At 55.7% G+C, this 15,995-nt stretch carries 13 protein-coding genes; 4 read left to right on the forward strand and 9 right to left on the reverse strand.

What is annotated here, in order from left to right; all coding sequences use genetic code 11:
* Nucleotides 1–10 precede the first annotated feature (10 nt).
* Nucleotides 11–1,444 (forward strand): sulfatase-like hydrolase/transferase, encoded by a 1,434-nt coding sequence (locus MK323_07380; GenBank protein ID MCH2481982.1) that lies wholly within the window; start codon nt 11–13, stop codon nt 1,442–1,444.
* Nucleotides 1,445–1,532: 88 nt separating this feature from the next.
* On the opposite strand, the gene MK323_07385 is transcribed toward MK323_07380, so the two are convergent.
* The 3 genes from MK323_07385 to MK323_07395 all read right to left on the reverse strand — a co-directional run bounded on the left by MK323_07385 (nt 1,533) and on the right by MK323_07395 (nt 6,263).
* The gene (locus MK323_07385) at nt 1,533–3,644 is read right to left on the reverse strand and encodes a bifunctional aldolase/short-chain dehydrogenase (protein MCH2481983.1); all 2,112 of its coding nucleotides are present in this window, start codon (nt 3,642–3,644) and stop codon (nt 1,533–1,535) included.
* A gap of 111 nt (nt 3,645–3,755) precedes the next feature.
* Nucleotides 3,756–4,652, reverse strand: a complete 897-nt coding sequence (gene lsrF / locus MK323_07390) for a 3-hydroxy-5-phosphonooxypentane-2,4-dione thiolase (GenBank protein MCH2481984.1) — start codon at nt 4,650–4,652, stop codon at nt 3,756–3,758.
* Between the two features lie 102 nt (nt 4,653–4,754).
* Nucleotides 4,755–6,263 (reverse strand): M81 family metallopeptidase, encoded by a 1,509-nt coding sequence (locus tag MK323_07395; GenBank protein MCH2481985.1) that lies wholly within the window; start codon nt 6,261–6,263, stop codon nt 4,755–4,757.
* 230 nt (nt 6,264–6,493) lie between these two features.
* Between MK323_07395 and MK323_07400 the strand changes: the two genes are divergently transcribed.
* Genes MK323_07400 through MK323_07410 form a run of 3 tightly spaced genes read left to right on the forward strand, consistent with a single transcriptional unit; the run spans nt 6,494 to nt 10,718 of the window.
* Nucleotides 6,494–8,131 carry an AMP-binding protein gene (locus MK323_07400; protein ID MCH2481986.1) on the forward strand — a complete coding sequence of 546 codons (1,638 nt, stop codon included), beginning with the start codon at nt 6,494–6,496 and terminating at the stop codon, nt 8,129–8,131.
* 29 nt (nt 8,132–8,160) lie between these two features.
* Nucleotides 8,161–9,591, forward strand: coding sequence for an AMP-binding protein (locus MK323_07405; protein ID MCH2481987.1), 1,431 nt, complete (start codon nt 8,161–8,163; stop codon nt 9,589–9,591).
* A 14-nt stretch (nt 9,592–9,605) separates the two neighbouring features.
* Entirely contained in the window at nt 9,606–10,718 is a 1,113-nt protein-coding gene (locus MK323_07410) for a 5-methyltetrahydropteroyltriglutamate--homocysteine S-methyltransferase (GenBank protein ID MCH2481988.1), read from the forward strand.
* Between the two features lie 45 nt (nt 10,719–10,763).
* Here MK323_07410 and MK323_07415 read toward each other — a convergent pair whose 3' ends face one another.
* From MK323_07415 to MK323_07440, 6 genes are all read right to left on the reverse strand, one after another.
* On the reverse strand, nt 10,764–11,519 hold the full coding sequence (locus tag MK323_07415) for an aldolase/citrate lyase family protein (GenBank protein ID MCH2481989.1): 756 nt from the start codon (nt 11,517–11,519) through the stop codon (nt 10,764–10,766).
* Nucleotides 11,520–11,585: 66 nt separating this feature from the next.
* Nucleotides 11,586–12,986, reverse strand: coding sequence for an aminotransferase (locus tag MK323_07420; protein MCH2481990.1), 1,401 nt, complete (start codon nt 12,984–12,986; stop codon nt 11,586–11,588).
* Between the two features lie 132 nt (nt 12,987–13,118).
* Nucleotides 13,119–14,297 (reverse strand): acetylornithine deacetylase, encoded by a 1,179-nt coding sequence (gene argE, locus MK323_07425; GenBank protein MCH2481991.1) that lies wholly within the window; start codon nt 14,295–14,297, stop codon nt 13,119–13,121.
* The gene (locus MK323_07430) at nt 14,284–14,811 is read right to left on the reverse strand and encodes a flavin reductase (protein ID MCH2481992.1); all 528 of its coding nucleotides are present in this window, start codon (nt 14,809–14,811) and stop codon (nt 14,284–14,286) included. The genes argE and MK323_07430 overlap by 14 nt, the downstream gene beginning before the upstream one ends.
* A gap of 32 nt (nt 14,812–14,843) precedes the next feature.
* Entirely contained in the window at nt 14,844–15,518 is a 675-nt protein-coding gene (locus tag MK323_07435; GenBank protein ID MCH2481993.1) for a DUF1028 domain-containing protein, read from the reverse strand.
* Between the two features lie 33 nt (nt 15,519–15,551).
* A complete protein-coding gene (locus MK323_07440; GenBank protein ID MCH2481994.1) occupies nt 15,552–15,980 on the reverse strand; it encodes a RidA family protein in 429 nt (142 codons plus the stop codon).
* Nucleotides 15,981–15,995 lie beyond the last annotated feature (15 nt).

Genomic DNA, 15,995 nt, shown 5'->3' on the forward strand with positions numbered 1-15,995 from the left:
GCCGGCTAGAATGACTGGACAGAACGTTCTTGTCATCGTTTCTGATGAGCATACACGTGAGGCGCTGGGCTGTTACGGCGCCGATCACATGCATACCCCCAACATTGATGGCCTTGCCCGCCGCGGCACACGCTTCAGTCACGCCTACACGCCGTCTCCCATCTGTGTCCCGGCCAGAGCATGCATCGCAACGGGTACCTACGTTCACCAGAACCGTTGCTGGTCTAATGCGCAGCCTTATCACGGGCAAGTTACCGGGTGGGGCCACCGCCTGATTGAAAATGGACACCGGGTGGTGTCTGTTGGAAAACTTCACCATAGAAGTAGCCGGGACGACAATGGTTTTGATACTGAAATCATGCCATTGCACGTCAAGGACGGCATCGGCTGGGCCCGGGGCCTGCTGGGGCGTAATGGAAGCAGCTGGGATGCTGCCGCACATTTCGCTGAAGAAATTGGCCCTGGACTGTGTGACTACAATCAATATGACATGGAAATTTCAGCAGCCGCATGTCAGTGGCTTCGACACGAGGCAACGAAAGATCCAGAAAAACCATGGGTGCTGTATGCGTCCTTTGTCAGCCCACACTACCCACTGATCGTGCCTCAACGCTATTTTGATCTCTATCCGCCGTCGCAGATCGAACCACCCCGCCTGAATACCCCGACCGACCACAGCGAGCACCCTGTCCTGCAGGCGATGCGTCATTACCTCAACTATGATGACTTTTTCGATGACCAGAGCCGCCAAGTCGCCAAGGCCAGCTACCTTGGTCTGTGTTCATTTCTAGACGATCATGTGGGAGCACTCATCGACGCACTGCACGACAGCGGCCAATACGACAACACGCTCATCATTTACACCAGTGATCACGGAGAAATGGCTGGCAATCACGGGCTGTGGACCAAGTGTGTGATGTACGAGGAATCGGCCGGGATACCGCTGATCCTGTCCGGGCCCAGTGTACCTAAAGGTGAGGTACGCTCAACCCAGGCCTCACTGGTTGATCTTCATCCTACCATCCTCCAAGCCACGGGGCTTGGGCTGTCCCGTGATGACCTTGATCTACCGGGATGCTCACTGCTCGACCTGATAGATGGCGAGACTCCTAACCGACTGGTGCTGTCAGAGTATCACGATGGCGGTTCGATTACGGGCATGTTCATGATTCGCCGAGAACAGTTTAAATATGTTTGCTACCCGGGATATCCACCCCAGCTGTTTGACCTTGAAAAGGACCCGTATGAAAGCACTGATCTCGCTCCAGAAGCTGCCTACCAGCAGGAAGTCCAGGCGTGTCACCGGGCTCTGTGCACACTGGTTGACCCCGAACGTGCGAATGAACTCGCGTTCTCCGACCAGAGCGCCAGAATCAGCGAACTCGGTGGCCGAAAAGCAATCGAGTCGATGGAGAATTTCGACCAGAGTCCTGTCCCGCATTGATCTCCGCTATCTTTGGGCATTGACCAGAAGTCGGTCGGACCCCATTGCCTAACAACGACAACACGATCAATCCGATAACAAAGGGTGACTAGCGGGGTGTAGCCGCGGGCAGGCCACCATCTACAGGTAGCGTTACACCAGTGGTCGGAGTAGCGCGCGTCAGAAAAAAGAGTACGGCGCTGCCGACGTGCTCCGCGGTAATTTGGGCCTTTAGGAGATTTCGATCACGGTAATACGCTTCGAGTCCCGCTGGGTCGAGTCCCCGTGATCGCATGCGGTCCGGCCCAACCTCCGCCCATAGCCCAGAGGATCGTTCCCCATGTGAAAAAACCGCATCAGGTGCGACCATGTTCACGCGTATGTCATGACTTGCGAACTCCTGACTGGCGACCCGAGCGAGTTGGTGGGCGGCTGCCTTAGTGGCGCTGTAAGCGCCAAAATCAGCCCCAGGTGCAAACACGTTTTTTGTCGATATCAGAACGATGTCTCCCCCGGTTCCCTGAAGATTCATGTTTTTCGCCGCCTCTCGCAAGAGAAGCAGGGTACCGTCTGTATTAACACGCTCTAGGTCTCGAAACTTCTCGAAATCAATCGTCTCCAGTGGGGAAACGTGAGCCAATCCTGCGTTGATCACTACGATATCCACCCCTCCCCATGCTCGATTCACTTGTTCGAATCCGGCGACAACTGAACCGGGGTCAGCCACGTCGAGCCCAAGCGAAAGAACCCGGTCGGGGAACTGCTGACTGAGGGATTCTGCGAGTTGGTCAAGTGAATCACCAGGCAAGTCCGTGACCGCCACATGTGCACCCTCCGAAAGGAGTCGGGCAGAAATGCCTGAACCGATCGCGCCTGCCGCACCCGTCACCAGTGTGATCCTGCCGGTAAGTGCCGGCCTGTTGTCGCGGGCAAGTTTCGCGTGTTGCAGTGACCGGTATTCCATATCGAACAGGTGCTCCTCTGCGGGGGCCTGATAGCGGGAGCCCATGGCAGCGATCAGAGCCTTGGTGGCCAGCGTCTGGGCCATGATATCGCGGACGATTACGGCCGGACCGGCGTCTTCACCTGCGCAGAGCACACCCATCCCAGGAAAAAGCACGATGCTCGGATAGGGTCCGAATGGTGTCACTCCGTCAGGCATGCGATGAGCATGGCGCTCTAAGTAGGTCTGGTAGTCTTCGGCGTACCGCTTAAGTGAGGTGTCGATCTGATTCACGAGCAATGTCTCGTCGTCATAAGCTGGTTCGTCCACCCATGCGGGTAGAATCTTCGTCCGAATCAGGTGATCACTCGTAAGCGGTGGCGAGAGCGCGAGGCTGCGAGCTCCCTCGGTATCGAGAAAAGCCAGAATGTCCGGGGTCAGCAGCGGGCGCAGTACCATTCGTCGGTACGGGCGGTCCGGGTCACCGGTCGTGCGAGCGAGTCGCCCACGGATCAAAGGAGCAACTGTAGACAAGCGCTGGTAGGCCACCTCCATGGAAGTCTGTCGTACGCGCGGCAGGCTCAGAGTGGCGGATTTGTTCAGGTAAGTCTCGGCGCGGGAAACGAGATCAATCATGCGTTCGTAGCTCTCGCGTGGAGACTCTCCGCAGACGATGATACCGTGATGCATCCACACCATCGCCTGCGCCTCCGGTGCAGCAGCGATCGCAGAGGCAACCTGCTTGGCCAGTTGAAATCCCGGTCGAATATACGGCAGGACGATAATATCGTTCCCTAGAGCCGCGCGGACGTGCTGCTCTCCCTGGGGCTGGTTTGTGAGTGCAAGAATCGCATCAGCGTGAGTGTGGTCAACGACGCGGGCAGGAAGGAATGCGTGGACAGGTGTCTCAATCGATGGAGTCGGTGCACGGTGATCGAACAGGTGCGTGCGAAGTTCGCTCACCATCTCCTCATCGGAAAGATTGTCAATCCCGCAAAGACGCTTTAAGTAGGACAGGTCAACAGCTACGTAGTCTTCGGGCGTCATGGATGCCAAGTCGTGTCCTGACGCTTTTATGAATAGAGCGGGTACATTCTCACCAAAGAGGTTCTGGACGTTCCCCTTAATAGATGTATTCCCACCACCATGAAGCACGAGAGAGGGCTCTGCACCAATCAGTCGGCTGGTGTACACGCGTAGCGCAAATTCTTCGCCACGAATTGCTCCGTATCGCTCGACGAATTCGGTCGCGTCAGTATCGGACCAACGATTTTTCACAGTCACTCCATTCCCGCGTCGGCAGCAACCATACCGACACTGATCGTGGGTGAGGTGGTACAGATAGCTTTAAAGACCGAAAGAGTCACGATGCTCACGTGGTGTTTCGCTTCAACTCTCGGCCGATTGTTTGTTATTCTCTTTGAGCGTCAGATAGAGGTCGTAAGCGTCCGTTGGAGAGAGATTCTCGTGGACGACAGCCCGAACGGCCTGGATCATCGCAGCAGGCGCTTCTGACTGAAAGATGTTCCGACCCATATCGACGCCGGCTGCGCCTTGTTGTACTGCATTGTGGGCGAGTTGCAACGCGTCGGGCTCGGGGAGTTTCTTGCCGCCGGCGATGACGATCGGCACTGGACATGACGCGGTAACTGTATCGAAGTCCTCTTCAACATAATACGTTTTGACATACGTTGCACCGAGTTCCGCACACATTCTAGTTGCCAGGCGCATGTACTGGGCGTCCCGGACCATCTCCTTGCCGACTGCAGTCACAGCGAGAGTTGCAATTCCATGACGATTTCCCATATCGACAAGCCGCGTCATGTTGTGGACCGAGCGGGTCTCATGCTCACCGCCTATAAAAACTTGAACTGCCATGGCTGCCACATTAAGTCGGATTGCTTCATCAATGCTGACAGCTATCTCCTCGTCCGAGAGCTCTTTCAAAATGCTCGGCCCACCACTGGCACGCAACACGATACCTCTGGTGTAGGTCGGAGGGATCGTTGTGCGCAGAATTCCGCGGGTCAACATCAACGTGTCGGCGTATTCGATCAGAGGAACAATATTGAGGTCTATCCGCTCCAGACCGCTGGTCGGGCCGAGAAAGTACCCGTGATCGAAGGCCAACATGACGGTACGACCAGAGGTCGGATTAAAAATCTGGGACAGGCGATTTTTCATCCCCCAGTCAAGATTGTTCGACCCTTTAAGGAAAAAGGGCACATTTTGCATCGGAACGCTGGTAGCGTAATTCTTCGCTTCAGTGGTGTCAGCGTCAGCCATGGGTCTTGATCTCCATCGATTTATTCGATCTACTGCAGCAGTACTATCAGCGTACTTCCAGTATAACTCGGGGGCCTAGCCACTTGAACTTCCGCCCGCTCATCAAACTGATTGTCTTGTCGCAACGTTATCCAGCGGATAAATCGGTCGCCGCACGTTGTCAAAGGTGATCTCCGAATAATCCGAAGTACACACGCCGAGCCCGGCGCATTCCACGACCTCGCGCACCAGATCACGGAAACCGACGCGGTAGTGAATGCGGCTCTTCAGCATCAGGAAGCGCTGCTCGGTGGGTTCGATGCCGACCGCGCGGAAACATCCGGGGTCGACCGGTTCAAAATGGCGGGAAATAACCATGATGTCCACCGCACCCACAGACAGCACGCCAGTTGTACCCATATCGGTGATCAGGCCTCTGCCCATCGCGATGGTGGTCGGAAAGCGACCTTCGCTGATCAGCTTGACTCGCCCGGTCAGTTCAAGGGGATGACTGTGGCGCTGCAGAACCGGCATAGCGAGCTTACCGCCCAGTGACAAGCGGACCTCATTCCCCACGCCCGCAGCCTGCATTACACTGACGGCATCAGGATCGAAAATGCCGCAGAAAGCCACGTCCTCCAGACCTTGCGCCAGCACCTCGGCCAGCACATTGGTGGTATCCATCGTACCGCCAGACGCGGTGTTGTCATAGTGATCCAGAATCAGTACCGGTCCGTTGTCGCTGGGTTCTGCTCCCACGGTTCGGGCCCTGGCAACGGACTGTTCCAGCGGCTCGAGCTGATAGACAAAATTTTGACGTTGCGCCCAGGCCTGATCAAGCAGTTCATCACGCAGGCACCCAGCCAACTCGGGGTCATTGTCTGTTGCGACCACCACTGACAGACCCGCTTGCGCGATATCTGCATGTGGAAAACCAGTGAACACACTGACAGCCAGGGCACCATCACGCTCCATTTCCTGGGCCCGCGCCTGCAGCGCCCGATTTGGCTGATCATCCGTACCCTGGCGCATGATGTGCGGGAGCATTGGATTGTTGCCCCATGCCATGGTGGGTTTAATGCCGTTGACGATGTGATCCAGCAATAATTTTCCGGCTAACTCGGCAGTTTCATACATATCGATATGGGGGTAAGTGTGGTAACCCGCGACGATGGTCGAAAGACCGACGATGTCATCGTAGAGATTTGCGTGCATGTCCAGCGCGACCGCAATCGGTACATCCGGATTGACAGCCCTTAACCGACGCAACAGTTCACCTTCACCGTCTTCGTGTGAACGGGTCACCATGGCACCGTGAAGATCCAGGAAAAGCGCATCGCATCCTTGTGCTGCTGCGTGTACGATTTTTTCAGCGATATATTCGTAAGCCTCATCTTCCACAGGGCCGGATGGTGCTGCACCCGCCACCACCGGTATGGTGATTTGAGCATCTGCAGCTTCAGCAACCGTTAGATATCCACCCATGCAACTGGCCGTGCCCCGAAACATCTCCTGCGCAGCATCACCGGCGATGGGTACACCGCTGCCAGCGGGTGAAAACCGGGCAAGATCACTGACCACCGGAGAAAAGGTGTTGGTTTCATGGCTCATCTGCGCAATGACGATATGCATTCTGTACGCTCCAAAAAGGTTATAGCGATCAGACCAGTATAAACGGCATCACTCACTCAATCGGGTCAGCGCATAAAGCTGATCTCTACCAGAAAGCATTCACCACGACCTAACGGTAGGTGTGCTTCGGGGTTTGACCCTCTCTCCTGCCAGGTGCCAGAATGCTTCTTTCCACAACCAGTTTTATAAGGCCGGGATACTTAAGGTCCGCTCTGTCCAAGAGGTAAACCATGCTAGATGATCTGGGCAGCCCAGTTGAGCGACAGATGCAAACATGGCTAAGCACCTTCGATGCTGACACCATCAGCGTTGCAGGTATCCTGTGTGACCAGCACGCCGAAGACCCGCAAAAGACAGCCCTGCTTTACGAAGACGCACTGGGCAACAGTGCCCGTTATACATTTGCACAGCTACGCGACCTGTCGTCCCGGTTGGCCGGTGTCCTCAAAGCGCTGGGGGTGACCAAGGGGGACCGCGTCGCGACATTACTGCCCAAATCACCCGAACTACTGGTCACCACGTTGGGGCTGTGGCGTCTCGGTGCAGCGCATGTCCCCTTGTTCACGGCCTTTGGCCCGCAAGCCATTTCATCGCGGGTCGAAAACAGTCAAGCGCGTGTATTGGTGACCGATGTCGCCAATCGACACAAGGTCTCATACGCAAACGCTGGACCCGGGTCTCCACAAGTCGTCACCGTCACCGATGACAGCAGCGGCACGCATGATGGCGATGTGGCGTACCGGGACGCACTGGCTCAGGCAGATCCAGTAACGGATCCGGTTTTAACCTGTGGCGACGATCTGTTTATTCTGATTTATACATCCGGCACCACCGGCAGCCCCAAAGGGGTGGAGATTCCGGTCAAAGCACTGGCTTCTTTTGTAGCCTACATGCGTTTCGGCCTGGATGTGCGCGATGACGATGTGTACTGGAACATGGCCGACCCTGGTTGGGCCTACGGTCTGTTTTATGCACTCGTTGGGCCCCTGCTATTGGGCAACACTACATTGTTCTTTAATGCACCGTTTGACGTCAGCGCAACCTATAGAATTCTTGAGACTTATGGTGTGACCAATGTGACCACTGCACCCACTGTTTTCCGGATGATGCGAGCAGCGGAAGATCAGGTCATACCATCAGACACCTCTTCGCTGCGGTTGGCATCTTGTGCCGGAGAACCGCTCAATCCCGATGTTGTCAGCTGGGGCCGTGACCAACTCGGTGTACCCATTCACGACCACTATGGCCAGACCGAGGGCGGTATGATGGTCTGCAATCATCATCTCCCAGAACTACAGCGACCCATCCGCGCCGGTTCAATGGGGCACACGATGCCGGGATTCAGGATCGTCATTCTGGATCCTGATGGCAAGGAGTTAGCGGCCGGCCAGGAGGGCCAACTGGCCGTAGACACATACGCCTCCCCGTTGTTCTGGTACCGTGGCTACTTCAACGATCCTGAGCGCACCGCCGAGCGCTTTACCGACAATGGCCGATACTACCTGACTGGTGACTCAGCGAGTCGGGACGCGGACGACTATGTGTCTTTCAGTGGCCGGGCCGATGACATCATCACCAGTGCCGGTTACCGGATCGGTCCGTTCGAACCTGAAAGCGCACTACTCACGCATGAGGCCGTGGCTGAAGCTGCGGTGGTCGGTATTGCCGATGAACTTCGGGGCGAAATCGTCAAGGCGTTTGTGGTTCTTAAAGCAGGATACGACCCCTCATCTGAACTGGCCGAAACATTGCGTACATTCGTACAGTCCACACTGTCAGCACACGCGTACCCGAGACAGATTGAATTCATCAGCGATCTGCCCAAGACACCCAGCGGCAAAATCCAACGCTTTTTGCTGCGCGGATAACACGATACATAGTCATAACCGAGGTCGATATGTCCCAGGATAGAAAGCAGGCGACCCGGCAACGCTGGCTGGAGTTGCTCCAATCCCACCGTGCCGATTTCGATGCAGCGGGTTCGGAACAATTCTGGTCGCCTGCCCGTGACTGCGCCTCACGCGATGAACTTCGCGCCCTGCAGAACGAGAAGCTGAAGGTGCTGACACCATTTCTTTATGAAAACAGCGATTTCTACCGCCACCGGTTCGATTCACTGCGGCTGACTCCGGCTGACATTCAAACCGTCGACGATCTTCTGAAATGGCCGCCCGTCGACAAAAAGGAGATGGTCGAAGACCTGATGGCCAATCCGCCCTGGGGCACCTACACCACCCATAACGATGCACTCTGGAACGAACGGGGCTGGAGCCTGTTTACAACCTCGGGAACCACCGGGCTACCACGGGTTTTTCGCTATTCCAAGTTCGACCTGGAACAGTGGTGCTGGGCCAACGCCCGGGCACTGTGGTCGCTCGGTGCCAGGCGCGGTGACAGTGTTTTTCTGGTAGTTGGATTTGGACCACATGTCTGGGCCTGGGGTGTGCATCAGGCGCTCGCGTACATGGGGATACCGTGTATTCCCGGCGGTGGCATGACGGCGGAGATGCGCTGCAACATCATCGAGCGATACAAGCCGACGATCCTCGCGACACTGCCGTCACAGCTATTGCGCCTCGGCCGGGTAATGCAGGGCCTAGGGCTAGATCCCGCCAGATCTTCGATCAAGACCTTGTTCACGGGAGGTGAACCCGCGGCCGGGATATCCACTACGCGTGCCCGGCTCGAAGACCTGTGGGGTGCCCGGCTGGTCGAATTTTATGGCTGTACCGAGGCCTCCCCACATTCCGGCGGCTATTCCTGCCCGGCTTCCAGCTTACCCGGCCAACAGGTACATACCCACCTGATGGAAGATTTTCAGATCTGGGAACTGGTCGACCCTGACACGCTGAAACCGGTTGCCGAAGGTGAGTGCGGCATCACCATCTGCACCAATATGAACTCCGAGAGTTCCTCACAGTTGCGTTTTATTGTTGGCGACTACACGACCTTCAATTCGTCTCCCTGTGACTGCGGGCGCACCCATGTACGCGCGATGGGTGGATTTTCCGGTCGTGCCGATGACTTGATTAATCTGCGCGGATTAAAGTTCTATCCGTCGGTCATCGAAGAAGCCGTGCGCGCTGTCGCCGGCGTGGGTGATGAATATGACGCCACAATCGAGACCAACAAAGCTGGCATCGATGTGATGACCGTGCGTGTTGAACACGCCGATTTTGAGTCGTCTGAAACGGTCGCCAGGGCTGTTGCGTACGAGGTTCGAACCCGGATCGAGGTCCGCTGCGAGGTGGAGATCATCGCACCGGATACCCTGCCCAAAACAGAATTCAAGGCCAAGCGCATATTCGATAATCGGAACAAACGTTAAACCGGAAAAACGATATGACAGTGGCTCATGCCCCGCCTTTTCGCGCCGAACATGTGGGCAGTTTGCTCCGTCCCAGTGAGCTGACCCAGGCCTTTCGGGCGTTTAATGCGGGAACGATCTCAGCGGACGCATTCAGGGCGGTCCAGGACAAGGTTATCGGCGACGCCGTCACGACACAGGAGTCACTGGGTCTGAAGCTGGTGACGGACGGCGAGTTCCGCCGGGCGTCTTACTGGGGGCACTGGGTCGACGCCGTCGAAGGACTGGGTGTCGCACCAGCGCTTTTCGCGTTCCATGACGAGAGCGGCGCAGAACAGGAATTCATAGCTGCCACCTGTACCGGAAAGCTGAAAAAATCCGCTTCCATCTCAACCGACGAATTTGCGTTTCTTCAGTCGGTGGCATCGGTGACGCCGAAAATTACGATGCCGTCGCCGTCGACCCTGCACTTCTGGCGACTGAACGAGACCATCGCGGGCTCGGGATACCCATCGGAGCAGCATTATCTGGCCGATTTAACAGCGATTTACCGCCAGGAAATAGCCGACCTGTATGACCTAGGGTGCCGTTATATTCAGTTGGACGAAGTGCCACTGATCATGCTGGCCAATCCCGCCATCCGCAAGCGCGTGGTGTCACTGGGCGGCGACCCCGAGCGGCTCACGGCACTGTACATCGAGGCACTGAACGCGGCTGTGCAGGACCGCCCGACTGACATGACCGCGGCACTGCATATCTGCCGGGGTAACTTCAAGGGTAAATGGCTCACTGAAGGGGGCTACGACGACATTGCGGAATCCGTATTCGGCCAGGCAGAAGTCGACGCGTTCTTCCTTGAATTTGACACCGACCGTGCCGGCAGTTTCGAGCCGCTCAGACACGTACCGCTCAATAAAAAGGTGGTCCTGGGACTGGTCAGTTCCAAAACGCCTCACGTTGAAGATCCGAAGCAACTCAAAGTGCGTATTCTCGAAGCCGCTGAGTACCTGCCACTTGAGTCGCTGTCGATCAGCCCGCAGTGCGGATTCGCCAGCACAGTCGCGGGAAACCCGATCACCGAACGGAACCAGATCGACAAACTCTCGGCACTGGTCGGGCTGGCCGAAGAGATCTGGGGCAAGGACTGAATCCGAATACCCTACATTTCGGGGCTCGCCAGGTACTAGCTGGTGTCAGTTGCGCACTGCTTCCAGTGCCGCGGCCGTTGCGCTGGTCAGGATCCTGATGTCGCTGCCAACAGTCACCAGATCAAACCCCATCGATATCATCTCCCTGGCATAGGCCGGCGAGAGACAGTGGATTCCTGCCCGTATACCAGCCGCTTTGGCAGTCTCAAGAATCCGTTTGATCGCAGACACGACCTCCGGCTCGTCAGGGTCAAGTTTTGGGGTGTATCCCATCGACAAGCTGAGGTCGCTTGGCCCGATGTAGACCCCTGTCAGCCCCGAGGTGGCCACAATGCCATCCAACTCGTCAAGCGCCCGTCTAGTTTCGACCATGGCCAGCGTCACGATCTCCTCATTGGCAGCCTGGGCATAATCTGGACCATGCGCCATGATGGCTCGGGTCGGCCCAAAACTCCTTTCACCAGCCGGTGCGTAAAGCGCGTAACGCACAAGGCGTGCTGCATCTTCAGCTGAATTGATCATCGGGCAGATCAATCCTACCGCACCCGCATCGAGTAGCTTACCGACGATTCCCGGCTCCAACCAGGGCACCCGCACGAGGGGCGCCGATTGTCCAATCGATATGATCTGCAGCAGATTAAGCGCTGACTGATAATCATTGAGTCCATGCTGAAGATCGACCGTCAGCGAGTCGAAACCCGCTCTGGCGTTGATCTCGGCAGTCACCGTGCTGGGGATGGAAAGCCAGCCGTTGACGACAGGCCTGTTTTCAGCCCAGATTTCACGAATTCTATTTTTCAAATCACGCTCCCGCCATGATCCAGGCACCAGCCAGAGCCCGCGTGCCGATTAGCGCTGACGACCCGATTAACCTGACCACAGGCCTTCCCGGGTAAGATCATCCATGGTTGCACGGATACTTTCGTGCAGAACTTCGACCATGGTATCGATCTGGCGTCGCGTCAACACCAACGGTGGCGACATGACATTGAGATGAGCGATGGGCCGCACGATCACACCACGCTCCTGGCAGTGATCGGCAATCCGTTTTCCGATATTGGCGTCATCTGGCAGCAATTCCCTGGTTTCCTGATTCGCGACGTTCTCAATACACATCATGAAGTGGCTGCCCCGCACATCACCCACGATGGGATATTCCCGCAAGGTATTGAGTTGTTCCTCAAAATAAGGCCCGACTTCGCGAACATAGCCACATATGTCGTCGCGTTCCATGATCTCAATATTCTTAAGGCCAGCCGCGCAACTGACCGCATGTCCAGAATAGGTAAAGCCATGGGTAAACAACGCACCCTCAGCCTGCGGCACGCTGATCACATCATAGATCTTTTTTGAAAGTATCGTCGCTGACAGTGGCACGTAGCCTGAAGAAATACCTTTGGCACAGGTGATAATGTCGGGGACAAAATCAAATACTGTTTCAGAAGAAAAAAACTGTCCCAACCGACCAAAACCGGTAACCACTTCGTCGGAGATATACAGCACTTCGTAGCGGTCACAGACCTCACGCGTTCGCCGGTGGTATCCCGGTGGCGGTACGATGACGCCGCCGGCGCCCATGATGGGTTCGGCGATAAAGCAGGCCACATTTTCAGGACCGAGTTCCAGAATTTTGTTTTCAAGATCTGCCACTTTCTCATCACAAAACGCTTCCATCGACATTCCATCTGGTCTTCGATAAGGATTGGGCGCTGGAATGTGATGGACCAGATCGGGGACAAGGTCAAACCCCTGATGATCGAATGCCACGCCCGTCATGGACATGGCGAGGTACGTGCTGCCGTGGTAGCCGTCTATTCTGGAAATGATTTTTTTCTTGTTCTTCTTGCCTAAGCGGTTGAAGTAAAAATGGATAATCCGGATCGCCGTGTCGTTTGACATTGATCCACCCGTACCAAAAAACACATGATCAAGCTGTCCTGGCGTCAGTTTGGCCAGCTTGGCTGCCAATTCTGCGGCGGGCGGCGTCGTCAGGTGACCAAATACTGAGTAATAGTGAATCTGCCTGACCTGATCGGCGATTGCCTCGGCCATCTCTTCATTGGCATAACCAATGTTGTTACACCACAAACCGCCTATGCCGTCGATATATCGTTTACCGTCTGAGTCAATTACATAAGCGCCTTCAGAGTTGGCCATCACCATCGATCCTTCTTCCTTGAAGGTCGAAAAATCAGTCCAGGGATGAATGTAGTGATCGCGATCTTTTTGCCACAGACTCTCGGTATCGTATTTAGGCTGTGTCGTCATTGGATTTTCTCCGAATAGCGTTATAGATTTTATCGTTGGGTTTTTGGGGATCCCTGCTCCTAAAACCGCAAAGCTCATTAACCACGTTTACACCGAATTCGTCAACACAATTGCACAGACAATTATGTGCTCTCATGAAAAGGCGATGCCGTCGACGAGTGAATCAGTCAGCTTCGAAATAAAACGCATACACCTATCTAACTGTTTTTCCGAAACATACTCATCGGCTCTGTGCGCCTGCTGGATACTGCCCGGACCGCAGACCACCGCAGGTATGCCGAGCTCACTGGTAAAAAGACCCGCCTCGGAACCGAAGCTGATTTTCTGCGTACCCTCAGTATCGCTCAACAACGACTGAACCAGGCTCACCACCGCTGCATCCGTTTGGGTTGACAAGCCCGGGTAGCGGGTCAAAACCTCAAACTCGACACCTGCTTCAGGATCAACGGCCTGCATAGGCGGCTCCAGCACCGTTGCGATGTGACCACGGATATCAGCGACAAGACTTTCGGTGTCCTGCTCCGGGAGATGACGAATTTCAAACTCCAGTACACATTTTTCTGGCACGATATTAAGGGCTGTTCCACCGTGTATCGTACCCACATGTAAAGTGGTGTTCGGTACGGTGTAAGCATCATCAAACGGCCCGTGTACACGAATGTTCTGCTGTAGATGCCGTATATAGCAGACCAGCTCGGATGCAGTGTCTACCGCATTAACGCCCGAGGTCGGGTAAGCGGAATGACTGCTGCGGCCGCGCACCGTGACCCTGAATGCCTGTTTCCCCTTGTGCCCCCGAACCACCTGCATTCCGGTCGGTTCGCCAATCACACCCATCATCGGCCGTGCCGGCAGGGTCGCCATCAGCTCGATCAGACGCCGTACGCCGAGGCAACCGATCTCTTCATCGTAAGACAAGGCAATGTGAGCTGGTGTCCTGAGTGGACGACGCGTCATCTGCGGTACCTGGGCCAGAACACAGGCAATAAACCCTTTCATGTCAGCGCTGCCACGAGCATAAAAACATCCGTCCCGACTGACCAGTGAAAACGGATCCGTGTGCCAGTCCTGCCCATCGACAGGTACAACGTCGGTGTGACCAGAAAGCATGACGCCCGGCGAATCGGTTGTGCCAATCGTTGCGTAGAGATTCGCCTTACAGCGCGTCTCGTCAAAAATCAGCTCACTGTCGACGCCGTGACCGCGGAGATAATGCTGAACATAGTCGATCAGATCAAGGTTGGAGCGGCGGCTGGTGGTATCAAATGCAACCAGATCCGTCAACAACCTCAGCAGATCATCCGACACCATCAGGTTTGACTCGCTCAGAAGGTAACAAAGCCCGGTACCGGCGGGTAGCATAAATCAAAGGGTCACCCTGCTCGTTAAGCCTGACATTCTGGATCCTGCCGATCAGAACGTAGTGGGTCCCGTACAACATTTCCCCTGCGATCAGGCAATCCAGGTTTACCAAGGCTTCTGCGAAAGCCGGTGCCCCGGTCGCCATACGGTCCCAGTTACCCGACACAAAAAGATCAACATTGGCATCCAGGTAGTCACCCGCAAACGCTGTAGACACGTAGTCCTGATCATCGCGTAGAACGTTGACACACATAGTGCCGTTGGTCCGGACAACCTCACTGACCGGGGAGGTTTTATTCAGGCAGACCAAAACAGAAGGGGGATCATCCGAGACTGAACACATACTGCTCACGGTCATCCCGGCACAGCCGGATGCACCATCGGTAGTAACGACCGACACCGCAGATGCCACACAGCTCATTGCCTCGCGAAACAGATCGCTACTGACCATATCTACAGTCATCTTCGGTGAGGAGTTTGCTGACCGGTTCAGTATCATTCATCGCCCGGCACCCCATAGGTGGGTGCTGCGCCGGGATTGAGGGCTCGGGTCAGGTAGACCATCATCTCGGGTTCGTATCGTTCCCAGCACCGGCGCAGTTCTTTCACGGGTTGTTCGGCCCAGTCCACACGCAGATCGACCAATGGCCAAGGCTGCTCGTGGGCGACCAGCAAGGCCGCCGAATGAGTTGGGCCCTTCTCACCACCGGCTGCAACGCCGGCTTCCAGTGCCTGCAACAAACGTTCGGCAAGGTGTACCCCTATCGATTTCTCAAACATAGCGCACATTGCCTGCGCCACCCCGACATCGGACAGCAGGTTACCAGCACCAACACAGTGCTGCCCTTCGCTCACGGCGTGGATGCCCAGGACTTCTTGTCCACTGAAGTGAGCAGTACGACTCGATAGATCTACGACCGCTACCTGACGATACTCAGCGTAAGGACGCTGGTCCATTACCGAATTCAGTGCATCCGATGCACTCTGCCCGCCCGCCATCAGATCAAGCACCTCATTGCCGATTGTCGGGTCGGTAATATTCTGGGTTGACACAGCACCTGCACCCGCCCGTACCCAGGGGCAGCGACTGCCGACACAGATACTCGAGGTCGTGATCGCAATGCCGCTCATTCCACTCTCATCGCACATACCCGTGATTGAAAAAGTCATGGCTTGTCCCGGTAGTATTCAGACCATCGAAAATCAGCTGACGTTACTATCGGGTATTACCGCAGTCACTTCGATCTCCACCGACCACTCAGGCCGGGCCAGTGCCGAGACAACCAGCCCAGTTGAACACGGGTGTACACCCTTGAACCATTTGCCCATCTCCTGATAAACGGAATCTCGATACCGGATATCGGTCAGGTAGACCACCACACGGCACACCTGTTCAAGACAGCTGCCCGCTTCCCCAAGCAATAGGGAAACGTTTTCCATTGCTTTTCTGGTCTGGGCACCGGCGTCATCGGTGAAAAGCGACTCACGAGTCTCGAGATCCTGGGCCACCTGTCCCCGCAGAAAGACCGTAGTTCCTTTCGCGACGACTGCCTGGCACAGATCATTGTCCAGGCTCTGTTCGGGATAGGTGTCTCGGGTATTGAACTTGCGCAGGCGTGTGTGAGTCATCATCGGTTCTCCGTTTAT

The organism is Gammaproteobacteria bacterium (assembly GCA_022450155.1).
Lineage (GTDB): Bacteria > Pseudomonadota > Gammaproteobacteria > Arenicellales > UBA868 > REDSEA-S09-B13.

Coding starts and splice junctions, on each gene's coding strand:
- MK323_07380 (MCH2481982.1), top strand. CDS start 11: ATGACTGGACAGAACGTTCTTGTCATCGTTTCTGATGAGCATACACGT.
- lsrF (MCH2481984.1), bottom strand. CDS start 4,652: ATGGCTGACGCTGACACCACTGAAGCGAAGAATTACGCTACCAGCGTT.
- MK323_07395 (MCH2481985.1), bottom strand. CDS start 6,263: ATGCATATCGTCATTGCGCAGATGAGCCATGAAACCAACACCTTTTCT.
- MK323_07400 (MCH2481986.1), top strand. CDS start 6,494: ATGCTAGATGATCTGGGCAGCCCAGTTGAGCGACAGATGCAAACATGG.
- MK323_07405 (MCH2481987.1), top strand. CDS start 8,161: ATGTCCCAGGATAGAAAGCAGGCGACCCGGCAACGCTGGCTGGAGTTG.
- MK323_07410 (MCH2481988.1), top strand. CDS start 9,606: ATGACAGTGGCTCATGCCCCGCCTTTTCGCGCCGAACATGTGGGCAGT.
- MK323_07420 (MCH2481990.1), bottom strand. CDS start 12,986: ATGACGACACAGCCTAAATACGATACCGAGAGTCTGTGGCAAAAAGAT.
- argE (MCH2481991.1), bottom strand. CDS start 14,297: ATGGTGTCGGATGATCTGCTGAGGTTGTTGACGGATCTGGTTGCATTT.
- MK323_07430 (MCH2481992.1), bottom strand. CDS start 14,811: ATGACTGTAGATATGGTCAGTAGCGATCTGTTTCGCGAGGCAATGAGC.
- MK323_07435 (MCH2481993.1), bottom strand. CDS start 15,518: ATGACTTTTTCAATCACGGGTATGTGCGATGAGAGTGGAATGAGCGGC.
- MK323_07440 (MCH2481994.1), bottom strand. CDS start 15,980: ATGATGACTCACACACGCCTGCGCAAGTTCAATACCCGAGACACCTAT.